We start from the raw sequence: 23,273 nt of genomic DNA, 5'->3' as shown, positions 1-23,273 counted from the left end.
TAATTACTATTTATGAATATAGAAATTAGATATTTAAGTATCTCTATTTTAAAATCAATTACAAATATTAAATAAATTAATAGAATTGACAAATATTGAAGCGAATAATATAATATGATATGATATTTACAAGAAATGGAGAGGTTGTTAATGCAAAATAAATATATAGAGTATGCAAAGGTATTTAAGGCATTTTGTGATGAAAATAGAATAATTATAATAGAGTTTTTACAAGATGGCGAGAAATGTGCTTGTGAATTACTTGAACAGTTAGATATCAGGCAATCTACTCTCTCCCATCACATGAAAATTCTTTGTGATTCAGGTATTGTAAATAGTCGTAAAGAAGGAAAATGGACTCACTATTCCATTAATAAAGATGGCTCCAAATATGCAATAAAATTAATTAACAATATAACAAATATTACAAATTAATTTGATAAAGAATAAAAAAGGTTATTTAAAGTTTTTATACTTTAAATAACCTTTTTATCTTTAATAATATTTTTTTAAACTTGGCATCATCATACTAAAAAAAGAAATAATAACTGTGGCTATACCTGAAATAAAAAACCAGTTAGATATTCCAATAATATCTACAAACAAACCTGATAAAATTAGACCAAGTGGCATAGCAAACATAGTTAAACTTGAAGATAATGATAATACTCTACCCAAATATTCTGATTTGAATTTCATTTGAAATATGGAGGTTTGTACTCCACTATAAAATGGAACTGATGCACCCATAATTAAAGATAAAATTACAAATACTTTAAATCCATTTGATGGTAATATTCCAGCTATAATAAGTCCTATTCCATATATACCTATTGATTTACTTATAGCTCTTATTCTCTTTATTTTATTTCCTATTAGTCCAAGTAGAAAAGCTCCTATTAATGAACCTAGAGAAAATATTATTTCTACTATACTTGAATCAACAAATGTTCCTTTAAAATGGGTCATTGTAATCAAAGGGTATAAGGTGCCAATCGGAAAATATATCATGGCATAAAGCCCACTGATAAGTAAAAGAGCCCACATTCCAGGCTCTGTTTTTAGAACACTAATACCTTCTTTAAATTCGTAAAAATAACTTTTATTTTCTTTTTGAGTTTCACTTTTATTTGTATTTGGAACTTTGACAAATAAAAGCATAAAGATAGCAAATGCTGCTCCTATAACATCAATTAAAACAATTATATGCAAATCCCATAAACTATATAACAGTGCAGCAATTGCTGGACTTATCAAATATGATATAGACTCAAAGCTTTGAGAATATCCAGCATACTGTGTCAATTTTTCTTTTGGAACAATCAAAGGTGTTATTGCCAGTAAAGAAGGATTATGAAAAGCTGAGCCAACTGATCTTCCAAACAAAATAACCATTATGAACCAAATAGGTATTTCACCTAAAAAGCCTACTACTACAAGCGAAAAAGTTAGTAAAGCTATTGCACCATCTGATATAATCATAATGCTTTTTCTATCATATCTATCTATAAAAACACCAGCAAATGAACCTAAAATAGCTTGTGGTAAAAATCCTATAAATGTTGCAAAAGAAAGAATAGCAGCAGATTTAGTCTTATCAGTTAGATACCAGATAATAGCCATTTGTATAATGGAACTAGTTAATATTGAAACTGCTTGTCCTGACCAAATAATAAGAAATTCCTTTTTCCATTTTTCTAAGTTGTACTTCATAAATGTTTAAATATCCCTTCTAAGTAAATTTATTATTAAAATATATTACTTATTTTTATATCTATTTTCTTCGATATGAAAATTATAAGCTCATTAATTAAATATGTCAATCAAGATAAATAAATCTATTATATGTAAATTTTATAGAGTTCTTCTCTATTTAGTTTTTCTATTTATATGTTTTTCTTTTTTTGAAAAAACACATTGACACTTATCGATATGATGCATATAATAAACACATAGATAATTATCTATATGTTTTGTAAAATATAAATAAAATTAAAATGGAGGTAATATATATGAAAAAAATTGAGATTTACGATCCAGCAATGTGCTGTTCTACAGGTGTTTGCGGTCCAAGTGTTGATACTGAACTTTTAAGAGTCGCTACTGTTGTAGATAGCTTAAATAAGAATGGTGCAGATATAACTAGATATAACTTATCTAACGAGCCACAAGCTTTTATATCTAATGTATCTGTAAATAAATTACTTAAAGAGGATAACAATATTCTTCCAGTAACTATTGTAGATGGCGAAATAGTTAAAACTAAATCACATTTAACAAATGAAGAATTTACTAAGTACACAGGAATAATCACAGCAGAAGTAAGTACTACTGAAAGCAATGGTTGTTGTGGAGATAGTGGATGTTGTTAATAGTTAATTATTATCAATAACTACTCTAGATTGTTATGTAAGAATTTGACTTCAAATGAAAGGTGATGAACACTTATGCAAAATAAATTTAATGTCAACAAATTAAATCTAACAAAGTATCTATTTTTTACTGGAAAAGGTGGAGTTGGCAAAACTTCTGTAGCCTGTGCTACTTCAGTTACTCTTGCAGATGCTGGTAATAAAGTACTTCTTATAAGTACAGACCCAGCCTCAAATCTACAAGACGTTTTTAATACTAATTTAAATAATAAAGCTATAGAGATAAAGGAAATTCCTAACCTATCTGTAGTTAACTTAAATCCAGAAGAAGCTGCAAAAAAATACAGAGATTCTGTAATAGGGCCATACAAAGGTCAACTTCCTGATGCAGTACTTGCAAATATGGAAGAACAACTTTCTGGTTCCTGTACTGTTGAAATAGCAGCATTTAATGAATTTACAAATTATTTAGCAGATGAAGATGTAAAAAATAATTATGATTTTATTATATTTGATACAGCTCCAACTGGTCATACTCTAAGAATGCTTCAATTACCTTCAGCATGGAGTAATTTTATAAGTGAAAGTACTCATGGTGCATCATGTTTAGGTCAACTTTCAGGACTTGAAGATAAGAAAGAAGTATACAAAGATGCAGTTAATACTTTAGCAAACGGAGACTTAACTACTCTAGTTCTTGTTGCAAGACCAGAAAAACCTACTCTACTTGAAGCAGAAAGAGCTTCAGAGGAATTAAAAGATTTAAGAGTGAATAACCAAATCTTAGTTGTAAATGGCATTATGGAAAATGTTCAAGAAGATGATGAAATATCTTTAGAACTATATAATAAACAACAGGAGGCATTGGCTAATATTCCTGATGGTATAAATAATATAACTACTTATACTGTTCCACTTCGTTCATATAATGTATCTGGAATAAATAGTATTAGAATGATGCTAAAAGAAGATAACCCTATTATTGTAAATGATACTTTAGACAATAAAAATTCACCTTCAATAAACGATATTATAGAAGATTTCTACAAAAGTAATAAAAAAGTAATCTTTACTATGGGAAAAGGGGGGGTTGGTAAAACAACTGTAGCTTCAACTATTGCTTTAGGTTTAGCTAAAAAAGGAGCAAAAGTTCATCTTACTACAACAGATCCAGCAAACCACATTAAATACATTATGAGTGAACATGAAAACATTACTATAAGCGAAATTAGTGAAAAAGAAGAACTTAAGAAATACCAAGATGAAGTAATCTCAAAAGCATTAGAAACCATGAGTGGTGATGATTTAGAGTATATAAAAGAAGACTTACGCTCACCATGTACTCAAGAAATAGCTGTATTTAGAGCTTTTGCAGAAGTAGTTGAGAAAGCAGATGATGAAATTGTAGTAATAGATACAGCACCTACAGGCCATACTCTATTACTTCTAGACTCTACACAAAGTTATCATAAAGAAGTTGAGAGAACTCAAGGAAACATACCTGATTCTGTTAAAAGACTTCTTCCAAGGCTTAGAGATAAGAATGAAACAGAAGTTGTTATAGTTACTCTTCCAGAGACAACCCCTGTATTTGAGGCTCAAAGATTAAATGAAGATCTAAAAAGAGCTGACATTCACTCTAAATGGTGGGTTATTAACCAAAGTATGTTAATGTCAAGTACAAAATCGCCTCTATTACAAGCTAAAGCTAAAAGTGAAATAAAATGGATAAATGAAGTAAATAAAATTTCTTCATCTAATTATGCTGTAATAAAATGGCTTTCAAAGGAAGTAAATGATAAAACATTGCTCGAGATAATTTCATAAAATGTTTTTTAATAATGAATTCAATTTGAAAGAATTATAAATTAAATGGCACTATAACTTATAAAAAACTATGTCAGTTATAAAATTTTTATAAGTTATAGTGATTGAAGGGAGATGTTATTAGTGGATAGTGTAACAAAGAAATTATCCTTTTTAGATAGATACTTAACATTATGGATATTTATAGCTATGGGAGTTGGAATAGCTCTTGGATACTTCTTTCCAAGTGTTGTAACAGGAATTAATAAGCTTCAGGTTGGGACTACTTCTATACCCATAGCAATAGGGCTAATATTTATGATGTATCCTCCACTTGCAAAAGTTAAATATGAGGAATTAGGTAAAGTATTTAAAGATTGGAAAATTCTCCTTATTTCATTAATTCAGAACTGGATAATTGGCCCTACTCTAATGTTTATATTAGCAGTTATTTTTTTACACAATTACCCAGAATACATGGTTGGTGTAATCATGATTGGACTTGCTAGATGTATTGCAATGGTAATTATATGGAGTGATTTAGCACATGGAGATAGTGAATATACAGCTGGCTTAGTTGCTTTTAATTCAATATTTCAGATAGTATTTTATTCAGTATTTGCTTATATATTTATAACAGTATTACCAGGTGTTTTAGGATTGAAATCTTATACTGTATCAATTACTATGAGAGAAATCGCTAAAAGCGTATTCATTTATTTAGGAATACCATTTGTAGCTGGATTTTTAACACGATTTACTTTAGTGAAATTAAAGGGGCTTAAATGGTATGAGAAAAAATTCATCCATCATATAAGTCCACTAGCTCTTATATCTTTACTATTTACAATAGTTATTATGTTCTCTGTAAAAGGTGAAAATATAATCAAATTGCCTCTTGATGTAGTTAAAATCGCTATTCCATTACTTGTTTACTTTGTAATAATGTTCTTTGTATCATTCTTTATAGCAAAGAAAAACAATACAGGTTATCCTGTAGCCACGTCCCTATCATTTACGTCTGCAAGTAATAACTTTGAATTAGCTCTTGCTGTTTCAGTAGGTGTATTTGGTATAAATTCTGGTGTAGCATTTGCTGCAGTTATTGGCCCTCTAGTTGAAGTTCCAGTTCTTATAGCACTTGTTAATGTTGCTTTAAAATTTAGAGAAAAGTATTTTATAAGTGAAGGTAATTAATATAAATTATATTTATCAATTCTGATTAATTTAATAAATTTAGGTCATATTAATTGATACAAATAATTTATATTAAAATAATAAATTAAATTTAATAGTTATGAGGGATTAATATGCACTATTCTTACTGTGAGTATGCCTTATTATTCAAAGCTTTATCTGATGAAACAAGACTTAAAATTTTAAATATACTTTCAGGAAATGAATTATGTGCATGTGATATTTTAGATGAAGTAAATATCACACAGCCTACATTGTCATACCATATGAAAATATTGAATAGCTGTGGTCTTGTAAATTCTAGAAAAGATGGTTCTTGGATAAAGTATACTTTAAAAAATGAAAAAATAAATGAGTTAAAAGAGTTTTTAATGGAAGTAGATAGTATAAAAGAAAAAATATTTAAAAACGATGATCGTTGCAAATAAGTGAATTTATAGATACTATTAAATGTCTATTATAGTCTATTCTTAAATTATACATGTTATACTTTCTTATTAAGACACAATAATAAAACACTTGAATTTGGAGGTAAATATGAGTAATGTGAATAAATCTAGTGGTATTGGATTTTTTCAAAAATACCTAACTATATGGGTTCTTTTATGTATGGGAATAGGTGTTTTTATAGGAAAATTTATTCCTTCAATACCACAATTTTTAAATAAATTTGAATATGCCAAAGTATCCATTCCTATTGCAATCCTTATTTGGCTTATGATCTATCCCATGATGATGAAAGTAGATTTTAAAAGTATAAAAAATGTAGGTAAAAAGCCAAAAGGACTATTTGTTACATGGGTTACAAATTGGTTAATTAAACCTTTTACAATGTATGCCATTGCATCATTTTTCTTTTATGTAGTTTTTAAAAATATAATTCCAGTCGATTTAGCTAAAAGCTATCTTGCTGGAGCTGTGTTATTAGGAGCTGCACCATGTACAGCAATGGTTTTTGTATGGAGTCACCTTACAAAGGGAAATCCTGCATATACAGTTGTTCAAGTTGCAACAAACGACTTAATTATTCTTGTAGCATTCGCACCAATAGTTGCGTTTTTGTTAGGAGTAAGTGATATTACCGTTCCAATGAATACACTACTTCTATCAGTTTTACTATTTGTTGTAATACCTCTTCTAGGTGGTATAGTTACCAGAATTTTAGTAGTAAAATCAAGAGGAGAAGAGTATTTTGAAGAAGTATTTACTAAAAAATTTGATAATGTTACAATTATGGGTCTTTTGTTAACATTGATATTAATATTCTCTTTCCAGGGTGATGTTATAGTAAATAATCCAGTACACATAGTTTTAATCGCTATACCACTTACTCTTCAAACATTTTTAATATTTGCAATAGCATATATAGCTTGTAAATTATTGAATTTACCTTATAATATTGCAGCACCAGCGGGTATGATAGGTGCTTCAAACTTCTTCGAGCTATCAGTTGCAGTTGCTATATCATTGTTTGGAGTATCCTCACCAGTAGCTTTAGCTACAATTGTTGGCGTACTAACTGAAGTTCCTGTAATGCTATTCTTAGTAAAAATTGCGAATAGTACTCAAGATTACTTTATAAAGGAGATATAAAATGATTAAGCCTAAGGTAGCATTTGTTTGTGTGCATAATTCTTGTAGAAGCCAAATGGCTGAAGCAATAGCTAAAATATATTCAATGGATATCTTTATTCCATATTCCGGTGGTACAGAAATTAAATCTGAAATAAATCAAGATGCTGTTAAAGTAATAAAAGACTTATATGATATTGATATGAATAAATTACAAAGAAATAAATTAATTTCAGAGTTACCTGATATTGACATTGTTATAACTATGGGATGTAATGTAAACTGTCCTTGGTTACCTTGTAAACATAGAGAAGATTGGGGGCTTGACGATCCTACTGGAAAACCTATGGAGGAATTTTATAAGACAGCTGAAAGAATAAAAGAAAAAATGATTGATTTAAATTTAAGAATGCACAATTTGTTAAAATAAAACATTACTAAAATAGTCTGAGTTCAATTAGCTCATACTCTTGATTGCTTCTTATTATTTGCTAATTATACCTTTCATCACAAGTTTTATAGCAAATGCTTTAGCATTTTACTCCACAAAAATTAAACATTTCCCTCAAAAGAGTTCTATCCTTTCCTATTTTTTGAACTCCAATTATTTAATTTTATATCGAAAAAATAATCAGTTTTATTACTGTTTATATTTGAGGAATATATTCCTATATATTCCTCAAATATAATTAACATAATCTTCATCACTAAGCCAGTCTAAGACTTTTTTCTCAGTTTTCTTTTCTTCCATCCAAAGTTCTCCTAATGAGTTGTCTATACAGATATAAACCTATAAAGTTACTCTATATTTCCTTTTAATTTTGCTGATAAACAGCTTATTTTTATTTACATAAAAAAATTCAATATTTAACCTCCTATATAATATGGTCAAATATTGTTTTTTTGAAAATAATATATCAAATTTATGTAATATATATTATCAGAATAATGAAATTGATAAAATTATTAATAAAATGTAATAAGATACATATATTAATTGAGCAAGTCCTATAGTATAAATAACCTAGAAATACACCTATTATTATTGCATTGATGCCTTGGAATAGATTTAAATGATATATACTAAATAAAAAAGAAGATAATAGTATAGCCTTGAAGGCATTACAATTATCTAGCAACTTATTTAATATAAATTTTCTATAGATTAATTCTTCTGCGATAGGAGCAAGTAAACAGGTCTGAAAAAATAAAGCTAATAAGTAAACTATAAGTCTAGATGGAGTATCAAGTGTTAGATTTAATTTTGGAATGATGGAATATAAATTTAAATTTATAAAATTATTTTCAAGTTGATTTAGTAGTATTGAATTTGTAAACATTATAAATATTAGTATTGTTATATAGGTTGTAATTTTCTTTTTATTGTTGTTATGTTTAATTTCAATGTAATCTACTAGGAACTTATATATTAAAACATACATGTTGTAATATATTATTACTAATAGTGTTGTGTTCAAAACGGCATACATATATACATTTGTAACTCTATTTGTTATTATAGTTACAAATGATGTAGATGTCAAAATTAATATTGTATGCATGATTGTTACCAAAAAAACATCCCTATACTTTCTCATAAATTCTCCTATTCATCTTTATTGGCCAATAAAATCTATTGACCAATAAATTTTATCATCTATTATAATTATTATATTTTTGTATTATATCAGATAGCTTATCACCTAATAATAATCTTCTATCTTTTACTAAGACAAATGCAATCATTTTATTTTTAAATAATTTAAATTCTCGATAACTTGTAAGATTATTTTCATTTAAAACTACTAATATATTTTTTATATCTTCTTCTGTCTGAACTAATATCTCTACTAAGCTTTGATCTGAAGGATTGCAATAAATAATATCAAATCTTTTCAAGTCTTCTTCATCATTATTTTCATATAGTTGATAAAAATATATCCTTGGAATAACACCATTGTCTTTATTAAAGTAACATATATTCATCATATTTTTAAACTCTATATATACATTTGTTAATATTAGTTCATCTTGATTAATTTTATCTTGCCCAACTAATACATCTATGAAAATATCATTCTCATTATCATAATAAAAACTATAGCCTGGTTTTACAATTCTTTGTCCTTTTTTTAATGCAAATTTTTTTATATTATTAATTTTTTTGATTTTACTTTTATGAGTAACATTTTCTATATCTTTGGGATTTAGTCTTAGAAGCTGTTCTGATGTGCAAAATCTAAGTATTTTAATATATTCATCAATTGAATAGCTTTTTAACATTTATTATATTCTCACTTTCTATATAGATTTAATTAAAAAGAGATAGCTCTAAATAGAACTACCTCTTGTCATGCTAAAATATACGACCAGATAATTGCTTTTTCTCTTTATCTATCTTTCTTAACAATACTTTTATCTCTTTTCCTACTTCTAAATTAATATTTCTTTTCACAGGATAATTACATGCTATAGTTAATCCTCTTCTAAGTTCAAGATATATTAATTTTTCTGAAAGCTCTTTTACATTTGCGATATATACACCTCGTTCTGAATAGTATTTTTTATCAATAATATATTTATCAAATATATCTTCTTCAAGTTCTTTTCTACTTAAAAAGCACCCTTCTTCATCTAATTTTAGTATTTTTAAATTTAATTCATCACCTATTTCAAAGTAATCTTGTATTCTATAAACTCTAGAATTAGATATATCTCTTTTACCAATTGTTCCTATTTGACCATCAAATTCTACTACAGCATAATAATCATTTACATCAATAACTTTAGCTACTACAATATCATTTATATTATGAGGTCTAGCTTTTCTTAATATTTCTAATGCCCTTCTTCTAGAAGCATAAACAACTTCATTTTCATCATCAATAGATGTTACTAAATATGATATAGTGGCACCTACCATTCTTCTTAATCCTCTTACTTTAGCAGCTATAAATTGACTTCCTTCTAATTTTCTAACTGACAAAGGCAAATATAAATCCATCTCTTTTACATGTATTTTTATCTTTAATCCATCTTTATAAGCACAAGCATATATATCACCATCTTTATTTTCTCTTTCTACAGATTGTATTACACAAGTATCAATGTATCTTTGATACATTAAATCTCTATATTCAGATATTTTTTGTCTTTCTCCACTATAATTATTTCTTCTTTTAGGTTGTTCTTCATTAGTAGATACATTTGTACTATCAACACTTTCTTCTTCAATTTCATTTATTCCTTCATTCTCTATAAACTGTATTAGTTTTGGGTCTGGAAGCCCAATCTCCCCAGCCTCATTAGTTTCATCTATTTTTATTGATTCCTCATTTACTCTTATTTCTTCCATTTTTTTATCCTCCAAGTTTTTTTATTTATTGAACATAGATAAAGACATAAATTCTTTTTTATTTTCTATATCTATTTCATTCTCATTTTCTTTATTGTCTAAAGCTATATTTATATGTATATCTCCTTCAACATCTTCTATAACTAAATCTCTTTCATTAGAAATACTTTCTTCTTTCTCATAGTCAATTTCTTCTTTATTTTCATATATTTCTAATTCATTATAATATTCTTCTTCTAATTCTATTTGTTGTGCTTCATATTCATAAAATTCTAGGTTATATTCATCTTGTATAATATCTTTCTTTTCTAAGTTTATTTTTATATCTTTTTCTGATGTATTTTTATCACTAATGAATTCTAAATTAGATATATACTCACTTGATTTATTAGTGGCCAAACTACTATTCTCAAATGATTTATTTTCACATTCTGCTATCAACACATCTAAATCTTGAAGAGCTTTTATATTTCTTTTCTTCACATCTTCTTCCATATCCTCATCAATAGTTATTTCATCTCTAAAGGAATATAACCAATCTTTATGAAATTCTTTGGACCAATCTTTAAGCATATAATATATTGGTACTTCTTCCATTTCATTACTAAGTTCATGTTTTGTGTAATCCATTTTACTCATTTTTATAGGATTTTGTCCCTTTAGCATTAATATAGAATGAAATGGATTTAGCCTTCTAACTTCATCCATATTTAAAATATTCCTTTTTACATATCTTTCAGATATTTTCTTTTCTAATGGGTTAAAGCTATATTTATCTTTACTTTCTGAAAAATCTTTAATAGTCATAGAACCTAGAGTATCTGATATAAACTTAGCAGTTGTATTTTCATTACATCCCAAAAATACATGGTTATCACAGTTTCCTAGGATATCTTCCCACTTTCCTTCTGGATATCTATTCTGAAGCTGTGTTATATTCTGAAATATTATAAATGCATTTATACCTCTTGAACGTATTGTAGCCATTTTTTTCTCGAAATCAGGAATTTGAGCTATATTTGGAAACTCATCTAATATGAAATTTACTTGTTTATCTAATTTTCCTGTTGGCTTTCTATCTGCTATAGATATCAATTTTATAAAAGCCATTGAAAAAAATAAACATGCAATAAAATCGAATGAAGCATGTGAGTCTGGTAAAACAGCAAAATAAGCACATTTTTTTCTTCCTGGAAGCCCTAGGTCTATTTCGTTTTCTGATGTAAGTTTTTTAAATTTTTCAGACTGAAATAATTGTAACCTAGTTGCTAAACCAGAAATCATTCCAGAACGAATTTTTGTATTTTCAGAACTCTCTAAAAAAATATTATATGGTTGAACCGCAACATGATTCTCTTTTAACATTTTAAATCTCATTTCAAGTTTTTTGGCTGCATCTTTAGCTGTTAAAAAACTATATAGAGAAGTCATATTTTTTTCATGTTCTGGCATTTCATTCACAATATATAAAACTAATGCCTTTAATAAATTTTCTTGACCTTTCTCCCAAAAATCACCTCCAGCTTTTTTATTTTCTTTTGTATTGAGCATAATTGATTGAGCAAAAGTTATAGCACTCATATCATCTTCTACTGGTGATAATATGTCCCACTGGTCTGAACATTCAATATTATTTAAGTTTAATGATTTCACTATGTAACCATACTTTTTTAATATACTAGAACATTTTCTAAGAAGCTCTCCTTTTGGGTCAGTTATAAACATGCTTTCTTCTGAATGAATAAGGTTTAAAATATTAGGAATAACAAAGCTACGAGACTTCATTGATCCTGAACTTCCAAACACAGCTACATTTCGATTATTGAATGTGTTTTTGGGCAATGTAATTATATTATTTGTACCTCTAAGGTATCCAAAGATTATGCCTTCATTTGTATTAATTGAAATATAATCTTGTAATTTCATAATCTCACTTCTTCCCATCCATTCAGCTGTTCCATATGTCCCTACATCTTTTGCACAATCTATTTTTTTCTCTTTCTCTCCAAAATTAAAAGAACCTGATTTATTTACAATGAATACAACTCTTATTATGAATCCAAATATTATGAAAGTTATATTAACATTTATAAGTGTAAATATTATTTGAAAATTAAATAACTTAAATAAAACTTTAATAGGAGAAAAATATAGCTCTAATAAATTTACATTAAAAAATCCTTCTCTAATCATAATTGCAATAGGAGCTTCCATGTATATTATTGTGGCTATAATCGCTAAATACTTTTTCTTACTACTTCTTGGTATGTCTTTCAATATATTACTTAAAACTAGATAAATCTTTGATAATTTAATCACCTCCCTAAAAAAAATACAATATTCAGTTATAGAAGCTGAATATTGCATTATATTAGGTTATATTTAATTTTTTAGCTGATTATCATATAAAATATCATAGACAACTACAAAACAGCTCTACATAGTCGCATTTCATGTTATTTACACATAGAATTGACACTTAGACTAACTATCTTTGCATTCTTAAATTTATTTCTAATTTTATCTTTTTGATGTTCAAAACATAATATATAATAATTTTCAATCCCTTTTTCTTTTATAAAATAATCAGTCAATTCTTCATTTACAAAATTATCTTCAAGAAAATTAAATGTTATTATGTTATTTATATATAAATAATTATTTAAATGTTTAATATCAATATTATTTTTTAATTGTCTATATACATTTTCATTGTTAAGTCTGTCCTCAGAAATTAAATTTAAGACCTTAAATGATTCTTCTTCATACATAACTAATATTTCTTTTTTTATTGTTCTCTTATGTACATCAATTTCTTTATAATAACTTAAATGCTTTTCTGACTCAAATATTATAATAATATTTGTTGCCATAAAATCATTAAATTCATTAATTACTCTTTTTATATAAGCATTACTAGATTCTTTTTTTATCTTATATACGAGGTATTCTTTATCATCATTTGAAATAACTTTACCATAAAAAAGCTTTATGAATTCTATTCCATCCTGAGTTGATTGTATTTTGGTTCTACCTAATGTAACTTTGAAATTATTAAACTTACATAACAACTCATGTACTTCTGATAAAAATTTTCTCTTACTCATTTTAAGGTGATTTCTGTAATGCAATTCATCTCCAATTAGATTTAGATAATTTTTACCTTCTGTTCCTAATATGAATATTTTGTCAGTTTCTTCTATGTATTGTTCTTGTTTTAATTTATTTATTCTTGCATATTTATATTGATTACACCACTTTGAATTTGCATCATCTAATTGATAAATCATATGTAAATATTTTCTTTTCACAGCACCATATTCATTTAATAATCTGAAACATTTCAAATCTCGTTCTTTAATCATTAAATTACTCACTCTTTTAAAAACTCCCTTCTTTTTATTATTGTTTTTATTGTAAATAGAGCTTTTTTTAGTAGAGTTACATTGCAAAATTTTTTAAATTCAAATAGCCTCTTCTCAGTACACTAATTTAAGCTATTTTAGACAGCTAACATAAACCTGTGTTTTTTGTATAATGGCATCGCACTTTGTATCCCTTGAAAATGCTAGATTCTTTCTTTTTTTTCAATATTGAAATTCAATACTCTCTATTTTTGATTTTTCAATATTGAAAAACGTATAAAATTCAATATTGAATTTTTTTTTTTTTCAATATTGAATTTTATATTACAGAGCTAAAATTTCATTTACATATTCCTCATAGAAATTTTGATTGTAAATACTTATTTCTAAGCCTAATCTTTCATCATCTACCCCTTCAATTAATATCTTTACTTTAGAATAATCATCATCCTTAATTAAATTTGACTTCCTAATTGCATCAGTATAATTCTTAAAAAAGTAATTATCAACATCATATCTTAAGTAATCTAGATATAATCTATACTTTATAATAACCTTATCAAAATGTTCATCAATGTCACTAAGTTTATAAATTATTAATTGTTGAGTTAGCTCTTTATAATCAGCATAATATCTTGATGATTCAATTGAAAATAAGTTTGGTGGCAACATACTTGTCCAAAATTTTATTTTTTTATTTTTAACATGCTCTTTTACTTCAATTAGTTTCTCTGAATAATTTTTTATATTCTCTAAGTTCATTCTATCTACTATCTGTTCATTTTTCATAATTTGCTGTATAAGATGATATTGAGTATATTCTAATAGCTCTAAAGCCTTAAATATATTTCTATTATTAAGCTTCATTTTTTCTCTTATATCTCTTAATGAATACTCTATAATGTAATTTTTATCACTCAAATATATCACCTCTTCAATAAATTATATTTATCTACTAAGTCTTGATTATCATGTTTATTTCCTATAATTATTATCTCGGTTGACTCATCAAATAGTAAATAGTAACTATCACCATCATAAATTTTCCAACTTCCATCATGAACTTTTACTATCCCTATAATTGATTTTTTATCAAAATACAAATCTTTTTCATCATCTTTAGCAACATATACTATTGCTTTAACTATATCATCAGAATATATAACAGATCCCTTAATATCTTTTTTTAAACTAGCTTCTCCTAATGTATTTCTTTGTATTGGCACATGATGATCAATTAATTCTGGTTTTCCTGTGTTATATACTATCTTATGTACCTTAGCATCATTAACTCCTGTTGAATAGTAATGTCCATATATCCAACTATTTTTTTTAATAGATTTTCCTCTAAATATTTTTATTTTCATTTGATCACCTTTAAAGTTCTGTAATTTTATAAGTAATATTGCTTAATTCAAAGCAATCTGAATCACTATATTTTTTCTTAAGAGTATTAAAAACAAAACTTATATCCCCATTTACAATTTCAAATTCTTCATTTTCCATAATTGATTTATATAACTCTCTTTCATTTAGACTTGTTATATAATCTTCAGCTATTATATTTTCTTTTATTAATCTCCTAATCTTATACTTATGTCTAAAATTATTCTGTATAACTGTAGTTCCTAGCAGATTACTATTTATATAAATACAATCTGACAAAAGTTTTATTTCACTATAATTTCCTAACTGAAAAAATGATATTTCTGATACTTCTTCTAGCATAAGTTTTTTATAAATTGTTATATGAATAAATACATCTTCGATATTAGCTACAAATTCTATTTTGTATTTCCTAAATTTATTTAACATATTCCCTCCATAATATTATTCATTATTTGATGTTGTTAATATAGATAATTCATTATCTATATCATTTCTATATTCTTTAGGATAAAGCTCATCATTAGTTAATATCTCTTTTGCCTTTTCTATAGATAGAAATTCGCTTATTATAACAGTATCAATTAATAGTTCTTTTGATTCTTCTTCATATTTACACAACCTTCCCCAGTAATATAATTTTTTATTTAAATATTCATTTGATTTTTCATCAACATATACAACACCCCAGTTTGTTTGTTTATTGCACTTAAATAGAATAGAAGGATACTCCATACCTTCTATTCTACAATTAGCTAAAATCACATCATAATTTAGTTGGTTTTCTAATTGTTTTTTAAAGCTTTTTCTTTCATTTTTATCAAAAAACATTTCTATCACCTCTTAAAAATAGTCATAAAAAAAGTTATATTATAGGTACTATAAAGTAACTACAATATAACTAATGAGCATAAAAAAAGAGCTATCTTATTAAAATAACTCTTTTTTAATCCTTATTTTCTAAATACTTTAGGTTTTTGATTAATACAGTTAAAACTTCCTCTACTGTTCTCAATTGATCAGGATTTAAATTTTCCAATTCATTTGTTATTTTATTTAAAACATGTGGTTTAACATGTTCAACTGAATCTCTAAGAATTATATCTGCTGATATGTCTAAAGCATTTATAAGTTCTAAAAATGTATTTAAACTTGGTACTTTTTTACCTCTTTCAATATTACTAAGGTGATTATATCCTATATCAATTTTTTCAGATAGTTGTTCTATTGTAAGTCCTAACTCTTTTCTTCGTTCTCTTATTCTAGTACCTAAAAATTCCATGATAATCTCTCTCTTTTTACATAATTTTATTCATAGTATATATTTTTGAATTTCATTTTGTAACACCCTAGAAGAACGCAACACGTTCTTTTAGGGTTAATTGTTATTAAATATCTTATACTTTTTTCTAAAAATTATGCTTGATACAGAATAAACACTATAGCTTCACAACTATCTTATAGATTAAAATAATTAATCACTTGAATAAATAGCTCTTCCAAATAATATTAGACTAAAAAAAGTTTACTTATTTTTTCTTCTATTAAAAATTAAACATATTGTAGATAATATTCCTAGCCCACAAAATATACCTACACCCCTATCACCTGTAGGAGGGTTAATTTTATCTATATTGTTATTAGAAGTTTCCTTTTCTATCTTTTCATTATTTATAAGAGAACTTATACTATTTGAGGATTCTTCTTTAGAATTATTCTCCTTGTTTTTTATTTCTTCATCTTTTGTTTTTTCATTTTCTTTAGGATATATTATTGCTCCATCTGGTTTAAGTATTGCTCCATCTTCTGGTATTTGAATTGTACCATCTGGGAATATAATTATTCCTCCTGGTGGTACAATTATATTTCCTTCTTCATCCACTTTTGGATTTTCACCATCAGGATTTGGCTTAATTTCTACATCACCTGGTGTTACTATTGAACCATCAGGAAAGACCTTATTTCCATCTTTATCTATATAATAGTCATCTTGTCCACCTTGATTTGCATCATCATCAATACCTGGAAGTTTATCATCATCGTTATTATCATCAGGTTGCTCAGGCTGCTCAGGTTTATTAGGGATATGATTATTATGTTCATCATCACCATCATTTTCACCCCAATCAGGACCAGGGTCAGGCAATTGCCCTTCTCCATTATTCCACCCACCTTCCCTAACAAGAACAGCAGTAGAGCGTATTGATGTGCGATTATCGCTGTTAGTAACCTTATAGCTTACAGAGTAAACACCTTCTTTTATTGTGTTTACTGTTCCACTCGATTTTACTTTATTGGTTAAATAACCATCTACTTCATCATATGCATATAATAATCCACTTTTTATGTTAAAATCATCTCCAACTGCAAGATATACATCTCTTACTTCTAACTGTGGCCAACGAGCATTTTCCCAATCTCCAATATCTCCATTATCATCAGGTATATCTTCTCCTTTTTCTAAAACATGTACAATTCTAGAGAATCTAACTCTATTATCATCGCTGTCGCTTACTGAGTATGTTATTAAATAAGAACCTACTACATTGTTATCCAAATCTGTTTCATAAGTTATTTTATCTGTTAAATCACCATCTTCAGGGTCTATTACTTTCACACCTCTTCTTATTCTATCTTCGTCATAATCATCGCCAACTGTTATATATTCTTCATCCCAAAGTGTGGCTTCTGGTTTTCCAGAAATTTTATCTGGTTTATTAGGAAGTGAGCTCTTGTAATCCTGAACTATAACCTTACAATTCTTTGAGGATGATTGTCCTTTAAAGTCTGTAACACTATATTTTAAATCGTATTCTCCTGTTTCAAATCTGTTAACATATCCTTCAACTTTTATATATTCTGTTAAATCTTCTCCTCTAAAATCTTTTGCTGTAATACCATCTAAAACGTTAAAATTATCTCCAACATTTATTATTCTTGTGCCAATCTCATCTAGAACAGGTACACCATATGCACTTATAACAGGAGGGGTCAAGATTTCTTCTTCAGAATCTACTTTACCTATTTGATAGTGAATTACATCTCCCTCATTTCCAAATGAATCTATTGGCATAAAATGTATATATTTATTTCCTTTGTGTTCAAAAATAATTTGATTAGGAGATAATGATGTAGTTAACATACCTGTTTTTAAGGTATCTTCTCTTTTATTACTTAGCTTATACTTATATGCTTTCACATCGCCAACTATATGTCCTTCAGTACCCCACTCATGACCTTCTTCTGTTGTCATATCTCTTATTATTAAATTGTTATTCTTAAGTCTAGTTCTGACTTGGTATTTTTCAGAGTCACCTATTTCTGCTGGATTAATATCTAATGTTATTTCGTCTTCAAGCTCTTCTGTATTCATATCACTTCCATGAACATTTAGTACTTCTGGACCATGTACATCTTTTGCATTTTCATCAGTGAAGCTTAAATCTTCAGTGTAACCAATTGTTTTATAAACATTTAATTTTTTATCAAGTTTTCTTATTTCATAAAATACTTTATCTCCAAGCTTATTTTCATCCCAACTTATAACTAAGTTATTTTCATCTAAATTTGGTTCTACTTTTATTTCCATGTCTCCATACACAATCACTTTTCTCTTTACATCTCTTACATTGCCTTGCGAATCTTCTACATGATAACTTAGCTCATATTCTCCATTTATATTTGTATCTACACTACCTTGAACCACAACTTTACTTGTCAAATCACCATCTTCAGTATCATAAGCTGAAATACCTTGCATTTCATCAAAGTTACTTCCTTCTTTTACCCTTGCTGTATAAACATTTCGTATAACAGGTATGTGGTTAGTATCATATTTATCACCAATTAGGTGATGGTAGGTTTTACTAACATTTCCATTTTTATCAATAGCTTTAACATGTAAGAACTTAAATTTACTATTAGAAATATCTATATCTTCTACTTTTTTAGCATTTACAAAGTTAGCTGCTTCAGTATCTTCTTTACTGTTAATAACATAATTAAATCCAGCTAATCCAGATTCCACAGAGCCATTTCTAACTTTAGATGAGTTAATAACATTTCCATTTTTGTCAATAGCTTCTATAAAATATCTATAAGTAGAAGATAAATCTCTTGCAACTAATTTTAACTTTGTGCCAGCATTAGTTGTTTTTTCAGGAATAGAAGCAAGTCTAGAGTTTTTAGCTTCTTCAGTTTCAGAGACTTCGTTTAGATATGTTACAACTGGAGAACTAACATCTTTTGCTTCAGTATCTGTAAATTCTGTAGTGCTAAAAATACCTTTTTCTTTAAAATCAAAACCATTCACATCTGTTCTATATACTATATATTTATCAGCATCTTTTACTTCATCCCAAGATATAGACAATTTATCTTGATATTCTTCTATGTCAAGTTTTATGTTACCTGGAACATGTATTTTTACTATTTCCTCTGTTTTCAGTCCTTTTGAATCTTGTACACTATACTTTAACTCATAAACTCCTTGTATTTGAGTGTTTACATCTCCTTCTACAGTTACCTTTGATGTTATATCTCCATCCTCCATGTCATACGCTGACACATTTTTTAATTTATCAAATGTTTCACCTATTTCTATGACTTGATTTAAACCAGGCACAGTTAAAATAGGTGCATTATTATGAGAATCATCTGAAAGCTTTATATGTTGTGTTTTTGTGCGATTACCTGCCTTATCAATAGCTACTATATGTAGATAATCATCTTCACTTACACCTTTAAACTCAAATTTACCATCAGTATTATTTACATCACCTGAAACTTCTGTGTTTGGATTTTTATTAAGAATGTAACTGTAACCTTTTAAACCTGTTTTTATTGAAGTTTTTATTGTATTAGAATAAGCTATTTCATAGTCATCTGAGTCATATGCTTTAACAGAGTATTCATATTCGCTTTCTAAGTCATCACAATCAAATTGCAGTTTAGCAGACATCTCTTTATTTAATAAAAAAGAGAAAAACATATTTGGTGCATCTAAATCTTGTCCACTTAAATCTTTTAACTTGTTACCTGAAACTCTTATATATTTAGATTTACTATCACCTATTTTTTTTCTTTCTATTACATAATAAGAAGCTTCATTATATTTATTCCAAGATAAATCAATATAATTTTCTTTATTATTAGCATTTGCACTTATTACAATGTCTTTATTAGAAACTATATTTTCTACATAAACACTATCTTCATATTTATATGAACCACCAACATTTTCACTTTTTTCATTTTCAAATTCAACGACAAAACCTTCAATGTCAGTCCAAATAGGATTAGGTGAATTACTTGCATCATTCCACAAACCATTACTATTTTTAATTGATACTAAATAATCTTCACCATCTACATCAAAATTATTTGGTTCACCTGGAGCCCAGTTTGTCCACTTAAATATCTCTCCTTTTACATTCCTCCATTCTCCTTCTACTACCTCATCTGTACCATCTAACCAAACCGTTTTTGAAGTTAAACTATTAAATATATCCAAATCATTTTGTGACGAAATAGTAGCTAAATGTCCTTTCAAACCTTTATACTCCATATTTTCTGCTTCTTTTTTTGCATTTTTCCATGTAATTCTTTTCGCTTCTACAAATTGATAATAGCTCCCATTTTCTGGATTATATACTATATCATCAACATTATTATTTTGTAGTCTTACATTAAATTTAAAGCTTGTGCTATTATCATGTTCAATTTTTACAGACTTAATTAAATTTTCTACTTCTTTAGTAGTGTATTTATCTGTTAATATTACTTGTTGTCCTTTTACAGACTTCTCTATACCTTTATCATTGTATTTAATAACGATACTATCATTAAATCCTTCACTTATATACAGTTTAATTCCATTTATAAGCTCATTGCTATTATTAGTAACTCTTGCTCTTGGAAAAGTAGTTAAAAACCTTTTTATAATTGGTTCTCCCAAATTAACACTTAGATAATCAAAATTTTCTTTTATAGTTATATATTTTGTAGCTCTGCTTTCTTGACCTTTAGTATCTGCTACAAAGTATTCTAAAGTCCATTTGCCCAAAATATTTGTATCAATATTGTCTACTATAGTTCCATTAGGATTTTTTATTATTATCTTAATATCTTTAGTTAAATCACCATCATAATCATCAACTGCATTAACATTTCCCATTACATCAAATTGGCTTCCTTTTGATACTGATGTATTTCCACCTATATTTAGAACAGGAGCATAATCTGTAAAAATTCCTAGAACTGGTAATGTTACAGTTTTACTTTTATTCCCAACTTTATCTATAGCAACTATATGAACATAACTTTTACTTGCTAGTTCTTTTGCAGGAATAAATCCATCTATACTATTTGTGGTATCTCCTAAAGTTGATGATGGAATAGGGTTATTACTCACTTCATAGCTAAACCCTTCAAGACCAGACTTTATTTCAACCATTTTTTTGTTTGAAGTATGTGTTACATCACCATATTTAGAAATACCTTCTACATAATATTCAAATTTTGAACCAATATCTTCTGAATCAAATTTTATTCCTTGTTTTATTCCTGTATCATATAATTTATGTGTTGGAGCTGTTGGTTCATTTACATCTTTTCCTTCAATATCCTCAAAATAACTTTCATTTTTGTCTGATGAAATTACTTTAAAATCTCCTATGTCATTTTTCTTTTGAAATACTTTATAATAACTTACATCTTTATCGTTCCACTGAACCTCCCATGACTAAAGTCACAGGGTTCCTGCTTCATAGAATTTTGCATACTAAAATATGTCTTACTAATTCTCCACAGGCTATCCCCGTAGTTCCTACGGTTCTTACATACGTTATCTATTTTAAACCATTATTAGTCTTAATCCTTCTTTTAGTATATTTATACTTGCATTTATATCTCTATTGTGAGTTGCATTACAACAAGGACAAATCCATTCTCTTATATTTAAATTCTTTATTTCCTCGTTTTTATGCCCACATTTATTACATATTTGTGAACTTGCAAAGAATTTACCTACCTTTACAATTTGTCTACCATACCAATTAGCCTTGTATTCTAATTGATGAACAAATTCTGACCATGATACATCAGAAATTAAGCGAGATAGTTTATGATTTCTAATCATATTCTTTACTTGTAAATCTTCTATGCAAATAATATCATTTTCTTGTATTAATTTAGTAGATAGTTTTTGTAGAAAATCTTTTCTTTGATTAGCTATATGTTCTTGAAGTCTTGCCACTTTTAATCTTGCTTTATTTCTATTTAAACTACCAATTGTTTTTCTTGATAATTCTCTTTGTAATTTAGCAAGCTTGCTTAATGACTTCTTAAGATACTTAGGATTTTCTATAAATTGTCCACAACTTGAGATACAAAATTCTTTAACTCCTAAATCTAAACCTATCTGATTATTAGTATTTTCAAATGCTTCAATATCTATATCAGTACAACATAATGATACATAATATTTACCACTTGGTTCTTTGGATACAGTAGCATTAAGTATTCTACCTTGAGGTACTTGTTTATCCCTTACTTTAACCATACCAAGTTTAGGTAATTTTATATATTGACTAAAGTACATAATATTTCCATTTGTAAAGTTCGTTCTATATGAAAATCTATTAGTTTTCTTTGATTTAAATTTAGGAAATCCTGTATTTTCTTTAAAGAATTTTTTATATGCGTTTTCTAAATCTTTTAAGGTGTTTTGTAGTGAAAATTTGTCAGGTTCTTTAAGCCACTCTAATTCTTTTTTTAAATTGGTCAAATCAGAACTGCACTGTTTATAAGTAAAAGTTTCTTTGTCGTTTTCATAAACTTCTATTTTTTTAGAAAGATATTTATTATATACAAATCTACAACATCCAAAAGTTTTACTAATTAACTCTTGCTGTTTTTTATTTGGATACATTCTAAACTTATAAGCTTTTTCCAATACTATCACCTCACTTTACTTGTTTTTTATGATTATTGACATATCCTCTATCATTAGTTACTTACATTTTTCATCACTCATCATGATATTAACGTATGTAATTATTTAAAACAAGTATTTTGAAGGTTTTTATATTTATTTTTAAATAACATATATAAGAACCGTAAGCCCTTAACTTTTATCATTTTTGAGGTTGTCGTTCACATAAGTTCGCTACTACCTATGCAGTTCTCTTATGAACTTCTTACACTTTCATGCAAGCACAG

20 protein-coding genes are annotated in these 23,273 nt (G+C 27.0%); 7 read left to right on the top strand and 13 right to left on the bottom strand.

Features of this window, described 5'->3' with window-relative positions; translation table 11 throughout:
- Nucleotides 1-150: 150 nt before the first annotated feature.
- On the top strand, nt 151-435 hold the full coding sequence (locus KGF50_RS10520; protein ID WP_227847994.1) for an ArsR/SmtB family transcription factor: 285 nt from the start codon (nt 151-153) through the stop codon (nt 433-435).
- Between the two features lie 60 nt (nt 436-495).
- On the opposite strand, the gene KGF50_RS10515 is transcribed toward KGF50_RS10520, so the two are convergent.
- Entirely contained in the window at nt 496-1,713 is a 1,218-nt protein-coding gene (locus tag KGF50_RS10515; protein ID WP_227847993.1) for an MFS transporter, read from the bottom strand.
- 299 nt (nt 1,714-2,012) lie between these two features.
- Between KGF50_RS10515 and arsD the strand changes: the two genes are divergently transcribed.
- From arsD to KGF50_RS10485, 6 genes are all read left to right on the top strand, one after another.
- Entirely contained in the window at nt 2,013-2,372 is a 360-nt protein-coding gene (gene arsD, locus KGF50_RS10510; protein WP_227847992.1) for an arsenite efflux transporter metallochaperone ArsD, read from the top strand.
- A gap of 75 nt (nt 2,373-2,447) precedes the next feature.
- Nucleotides 2,448-4,199 (top strand): arsenical pump-driving ATPase, encoded by a 1,752-nt coding sequence (arsA, locus tag KGF50_RS10505; RefSeq protein WP_227847991.1) that lies wholly within the window; start codon nt 2,448-2,450, stop codon nt 4,197-4,199.
- A gap of 114 nt (nt 4,200-4,313) precedes the next feature.
- Nucleotides 4,314-5,375: an ACR3 family arsenite efflux transporter gene (arsB, locus tag KGF50_RS10500; protein WP_227847990.1), complete on the top strand. Its 1,062-nt coding sequence runs from the start codon at nt 4,314-4,316 to the stop codon at nt 5,373-5,375.
- A gap of 113 nt (nt 5,376-5,488) precedes the next feature.
- Complete coding sequence (locus tag KGF50_RS10495) at nt 5,489-5,803, top strand: ArsR/SmtB family transcription factor (RefSeq protein WP_227847989.1); 315 nt, start codon at nt 5,489-5,491, stop codon at nt 5,801-5,803.
- 109 nt (nt 5,804-5,912) lie between these two features.
- The gene (gene arsB / locus KGF50_RS10490; protein ID WP_227847988.1) at nt 5,913-6,968 is read left to right on the top strand and encodes an ACR3 family arsenite efflux transporter; all 1,056 of its coding nucleotides are present in this window, start codon (nt 5,913-5,915) and stop codon (nt 6,966-6,968) included.
- A gap of 1 nt (nt 6,969) precedes the next feature.
- The gene (locus tag KGF50_RS10485) at nt 6,970-7,377 is read left to right on the top strand and encodes an arsenate reductase ArsC (RefSeq protein WP_255654873.1); all 408 of its coding nucleotides are present in this window, start codon (nt 6,970-6,972) and stop codon (nt 7,375-7,377) included.
- Between the two features lie 493 nt (nt 7,378-7,870).
- Here KGF50_RS10485 and KGF50_RS22550 read toward each other — a convergent pair whose 3' ends face one another.
- From KGF50_RS22550 to tnpB, 12 genes are all read right to left on the bottom strand, one after another.
- Nucleotides 7,871-8,287: a CPBP family intramembrane glutamic endopeptidase gene (locus KGF50_RS22550; protein ID WP_227848002.1), complete on the bottom strand. Its 417-nt coding sequence runs from the start codon at nt 8,285-8,287 to the stop codon at nt 7,871-7,873.
- Nucleotides 8,288-8,600: 313 nt separating this feature from the next.
- Nucleotides 8,601-9,230: a hypothetical protein gene (locus tag KGF50_RS10475; RefSeq protein WP_227847987.1), complete on the bottom strand. Its 630-nt coding sequence runs from the start codon at nt 9,228-9,230 to the stop codon at nt 8,601-8,603.
- A 73-nt stretch (nt 9,231-9,303) separates the two neighbouring features.
- On the bottom strand, nt 9,304-10,302 hold the full coding sequence (locus KGF50_RS10470) for a S1 RNA-binding domain-containing protein (RefSeq protein ID WP_227847986.1): 999 nt from the start codon (nt 10,300-10,302) through the stop codon (nt 9,304-9,306).
- 21 nt (nt 10,303-10,323) lie between these two features.
- Nucleotides 10,324-12,621 carry a VirD4-like conjugal transfer protein, CD1115 family gene (locus KGF50_RS10465; protein WP_227847985.1) on the bottom strand — a complete coding sequence of 766 codons (2,298 nt, stop codon included), beginning with the start codon at nt 12,619-12,621 and terminating at the stop codon, nt 10,324-10,326.
- Between the two features lie 137 nt (nt 12,622-12,758).
- Nucleotides 12,759-13,667, bottom strand: a complete 909-nt coding sequence (locus tag KGF50_RS10460) for a hypothetical protein (RefSeq protein ID WP_227847984.1) — start codon at nt 13,665-13,667, stop codon at nt 12,759-12,761.
- 324 nt (nt 13,668-13,991) lie between these two features.
- Nucleotides 13,992-14,588 (bottom strand): hypothetical protein, encoded by a 597-nt coding sequence (locus KGF50_RS10455; protein ID WP_227847983.1) that lies wholly within the window; start codon nt 14,586-14,588, stop codon nt 13,992-13,994.
- A gap of 5 nt (nt 14,589-14,593) precedes the next feature.
- Nucleotides 14,594-15,034: a YopX family protein gene (locus KGF50_RS10450; protein ID WP_227847982.1), complete on the bottom strand. Its 441-nt coding sequence runs from the start codon at nt 15,032-15,034 to the stop codon at nt 14,594-14,596.
- A gap of 10 nt (nt 15,035-15,044) precedes the next feature.
- Nucleotides 15,045-15,482, bottom strand: a complete 438-nt coding sequence (locus KGF50_RS10445; RefSeq protein ID WP_227847981.1) for a hypothetical protein — start codon at nt 15,480-15,482, stop codon at nt 15,045-15,047.
- Between the two features lie 15 nt (nt 15,483-15,497).
- Nucleotides 15,498-15,884: a hypothetical protein gene (locus KGF50_RS10440; RefSeq protein WP_227847980.1), complete on the bottom strand. Its 387-nt coding sequence runs from the start codon at nt 15,882-15,884 to the stop codon at nt 15,498-15,500.
- Between the two features lie 115 nt (nt 15,885-15,999).
- Nucleotides 16,000-16,335 (bottom strand): helix-turn-helix domain-containing protein, encoded by a 336-nt coding sequence (locus KGF50_RS10435; protein WP_227822525.1) that lies wholly within the window; start codon nt 16,333-16,335, stop codon nt 16,000-16,002.
- A gap of 243 nt (nt 16,336-16,578) precedes the next feature.
- Nucleotides 16,579-21,507 (bottom strand): immunoglobulin-like domain-containing protein, encoded by a 4,929-nt coding sequence (locus KGF50_RS10430; protein WP_227847979.1) that lies wholly within the window; start codon nt 21,505-21,507, stop codon nt 16,579-16,581.
- Nucleotides 21,508-21,906: 399 nt separating this feature from the next.
- Nucleotides 21,907-23,016: an IS200/IS605 family element RNA-guided endonuclease TnpB gene (tnpB, locus tag KGF50_RS10425; protein WP_227847978.1), complete on the bottom strand. Its 1,110-nt coding sequence runs from the start codon at nt 23,014-23,016 to the stop codon at nt 21,907-21,909.
- Nucleotides 23,017-23,273: the final 257 nt, after the last annotated feature.

Origin of the sequence: Clostridioides sp. ZZV15-6598 (assembly GCF_020657705.1) — a bacterium.
Classification (GTDB): domain Bacteria; phylum Bacillota; class Clostridia; order Peptostreptococcales; family Peptostreptococcaceae; genus Clostridioides; species Clostridioides difficile_F.
This window is presented reverse-complemented; position numbering and strand designations above follow the sequence as displayed.